Raw genomic sequence first — 3,270 nt, forward strand, 5'->3', positions numbered from 1 at the left:
CCTTGCCCTGCTTCACAGAAGTGAAGCGCACCTGCGCGGCCAGCCTTACCTTGTGCGGTGTCGAAAGCGGGTAGCCGTCGGTGAGGAACTGGAGAATATCGCCGGGGAACACGGTCAGGACACCGGGCACGGGCCGCACGAAGGTCCACGGGTCCTCGTTCTCGTACATTCCCGCCGAGCTTTCTGTCTCCAGCCAGTTCCTGGGACGCTTCTCCCCCGCGACCGGGGGACGTACGTAAAGCCCTCCCACATCATCCTGCGCGGCGATGACCAGGAGTCCGTAGTCCGTATGGGCTCCGATTCCCCGGACGGTCCGCGACGACCGCGGCGGAAAGCGCAGGACCGCATGTGGTGCCAGCCGTCGCGGGTCAGACGCGTCAAGGTGTCGATGTCCTCCAGCTCCAGACCAAGGGCCGCGAGCTTCAGCAGCCTTTCGCCGTAGGAGGCGAGGCCGTCCATGAACGCTTGCATGTGCTGCCGGTACTCGGGACCCGGCCAGGAGACCGGACCGTGGCAGGGCCGGCCCTCCCGCACCCGGGCATCGTCCGGCGCGAGGTCCTTGCAGACGGTGAAGATCTCCGAATAATCGGCCTCCCCGCCGTGATCTCCTCTCCCGATGCGATGTAACCGCTGAATGTCAGGTCGCTGACATTCCGGGACTTGGAGTCCATCGGCATGGCGAAAAAGCGCCTGCTCGCCTCCAGGGCTTTCGCGGTCTTCCGGCTCTGATCCGGGTCAGCGGCGATTTGGAATATGCCATCGGCCCGCCAAGCGGCGATCATCTCGCGCGCCAGGGCGGTGTCGGAAGCGGCACCAGAGACGGACTCGGGAAGGGCGAACGTACGGAACTCGGACATGTCGGTCTCTCTTGAAGGATCTCGGCCCGCAACGCGCCGAAGTGGTTCGGAATCCTCACTTCAACCAGGACTTATGCCGACCGCCGCGCGGCATTCCACGCGGCGCACACGATTTCGCGGCCTGTCTCGGGGAAAGCGTTCCCGGAAACAGCGCGACAAAATCACCGGATCAGCAAGACGATATCTCTAGAGACCTGCGCAGGGAGCGTGCCTGTGTTTTTCACAGTTGATCCGGCGGTCCATGGCGTCAACTTCCGAACGGTAAAGTTTTCCCGCCCCATTTACAGATCAGTTCGTTTTACGTGGTCACCGGTCCGGGACCACGGGAATTCCGGGGAGGAGCGGTCGGTTCCGACGAACTGGAGGAGGTGTTCAACGGGGGTGCCCCGCTTCCCGCCGATGCCGGCGACGGACCGCGAGGGCGGAGCCGGTGCTGCTCCGCCCTGGAGAGCACGTGATCCCCGGCGCCTCCGCAAAGGCGCCGGGGATCACTGCGGAGAGGGCACTCGAGGGGTGTCAGCTCGTCAGGAGCGTGAGGTCGAACTCCTCCAGGAGCGGGTTGAGGGGCTGGAAGAAGGAGGTCCCACCGGAGGTGCAGTCGCCCGAGCCGCCGGATGCGACCCCCTGGGCCTGGTCGTCGGTGATGTAGGAGCCGCCGGAGTCGCCGCCCTCGATGCAGACGTCGGTCTGCGTCAGGCCCTGGACCTGGCCTTCGGGGTACTCCACCGTCTGGTTCTTGGCCTGGACCTCACCGCAGAAGAAGCCGCTCGTGGCGCCGGAGCGGCAGACCGAGGCACCTTCGGGGGCCTCCTCGCCGCCGGTCACGTTCAGCGTGCCGCCCTGCTGGTCGGACACGATCGCGGTCGGGATCCAGTTGTCGTCGGCCTGGACGAAGCCCATGTCGGCGCCCGGGAACACCGAGCCGCCGACCGTGCCCGTGCCGGTGCCGTCCTCGGAGGCGGCGTCGACACCGGTTTCACCGCAGTGGCCGGCGGTCGCGAAACCGCCCTCGACCGCGAAACCGACGGAGCAGACGCTTGCGCCGTTGTTGAACGAGTAGCGTTCACCGCCGACGATGTCGGCTGTGGCGCCGTCCGTGAGCTGCGGCGCTTCGTCGGTTTCGGTGATCTGGACCATCTCGGCGTCGACACCGGCGTCGGCGATGAGCCGCTCGGCCGCCGCCTCGCTGCCGCTCAGGACCTCGACGACAACGGTGTTGGTACTGATGTCGGGGAACCAGCCGGTGATGCCGTTGTCGAGCTGGGAGCCCTGCGCGTTGAGCTCGTCGACGATGGCGTTCAGCTCCTCCTCCGCCAGCGGGACGACCTCGGGGGTCGCCCCGGCGGCGGCGACGTCGGCGGCGGCGGCCTCGTCGGTCACCGCGACGGTGAGTTCGCCGGTGTCACCGTCGAAGTAACTGCCGCCCCAGACATCGCTCAGCTCCGAGCGGAGCCGGCTGTCGATCGAGCGGGCCTCGGCCTCCTCCGCCATCCGCTCCTCGGCTTCGGCGGAGGTCAGCTCCAGGTCGCGCTCCATCGCGGCCAGCAGGTCCTGCGCCTGGTCCTGCCCGCTGCTCAGGTCGGCGGCCGGGTCCCGGTCGCCGGAGTTCACGAGCACCACCCCGGCGGCGACCAGACCGACCGCGAGCGCGCCGCCACCCAACGCAACCGGTAAAGCAGGCTTCTTTCTTCGCATTTTCTGCCTTTCTTCGGGGGGAGGGGACAAGGGCGGGCCCGCGTTAACGAGCGGGGGATCAACGCGGCTTCCCTGCCGCAGGCGTCCTTATTTCGGATCCGCATCCGCGGCCGGCGCCTACCGCCCTTTGTTAGCGATTCGGAACGATATGCGATCCCAAACCCGCGCGACAGCGTGATATGGGATAGGGGAGATTCCGACTTTCGGCGGATTGACGCGGAACCCGGAGTGCGCGGCACAGCCGCCTCCGGAGCGGATCCCGAGGTGACCACAAAGGTCTGACCGATTCGGACCCTACGACTTTCGACTAACCCCCATGCTTGTCAAGGGGATAAGAGTGGCCGGGTACGGCCAGATCAGCAGGGGCAGTTCTCGTAGGAACGCACAGAATCACGTGTGTTGGGGGTATGCCGGGTTCCATCGGGAGTGGAGGCCACGCTTCCAGCGGCCCCTCAGCGGTGCACCGCCGCGGGCGGCCCGAATGCGGGGCGGGACCACCCTCCGAACCATGAAGAAAGGACAAGATGAATTGTAGGAAATTGTAGGAAGGCAGGGAAAGTCGCAGAGATCCCTTTTGCGCGCCCCAACCGATCCGCACCGGCGTCCCGGGCACAGAGCACGCCGCGGCCGCGCCGCTTCACCGGTGGTGAATACGGTCTGCGAGACTCCAAGGACCCGGATTCCGGGCACGTCCGGGGCCTTGCTCCGCAAGGCCGGG

Annotated in this window: 3 protein-coding genes; all 3 read right to left on the bottom strand. The window is 66.8% G+C overall.

From position 1 onward, the window contains the following. A partial coding sequence (locus VS93_RS33610; protein WP_394298851.1) for a 2OG-Fe(II) oxygenase family protein occupies positions 1 to 517 on the bottom strand: 517 nt, incomplete at its 3' end. Then, complete coding sequence (locus VS93_RS33615) at positions 423 to 857, bottom strand: 2-oxoglutarate and iron-dependent oxygenase domain-containing protein (RefSeq protein ID WP_201776770.1); 435 nt, start codon at positions 855 to 857, stop codon at positions 423 to 425. The genes VS93_RS33610 and VS93_RS33615, both read right to left, overlap by 95 nt. 516 nt (positions 858 to 1,373) lie before the next feature. Next, positions 1,374 to 2,552: a S1 family peptidase gene (locus tag VS93_RS26055; RefSeq protein ID WP_046472493.1), complete on the bottom strand. Its 1,179-nt coding sequence runs from the start codon at positions 2,550 to 2,552 to the stop codon at positions 1,374 to 1,376. Between the last annotated feature and the right edge of the window lie 718 nt (positions 2,553 to 3,270).

It is taken from the genome of Allosalinactinospora lopnorensis, assembly GCF_000981225.1.
In the GTDB taxonomy this organism is placed as follows: Bacteria; Actinomycetota; Actinomycetes; order Streptosporangiales; family Streptosporangiaceae; genus Allosalinactinospora; species Allosalinactinospora lopnorensis.

Bases quoted from the DNA above. Each gene is read 5' to 3' on its own strand.
- VS93_RS33615 (WP_201776770.1), bottom strand. From the start codon at position 857: ATGTCCGAGTTCCGTACGTTCGCCCTTCCCGAGTCCGTCTCTGGTGCC.
- VS93_RS26055 (WP_046472493.1), bottom strand. From the start codon at position 2,552: ATGCGAAGAAAGAAGCCTGCTTTACCGGTTGCGTTGGGTGGCGGCGCG.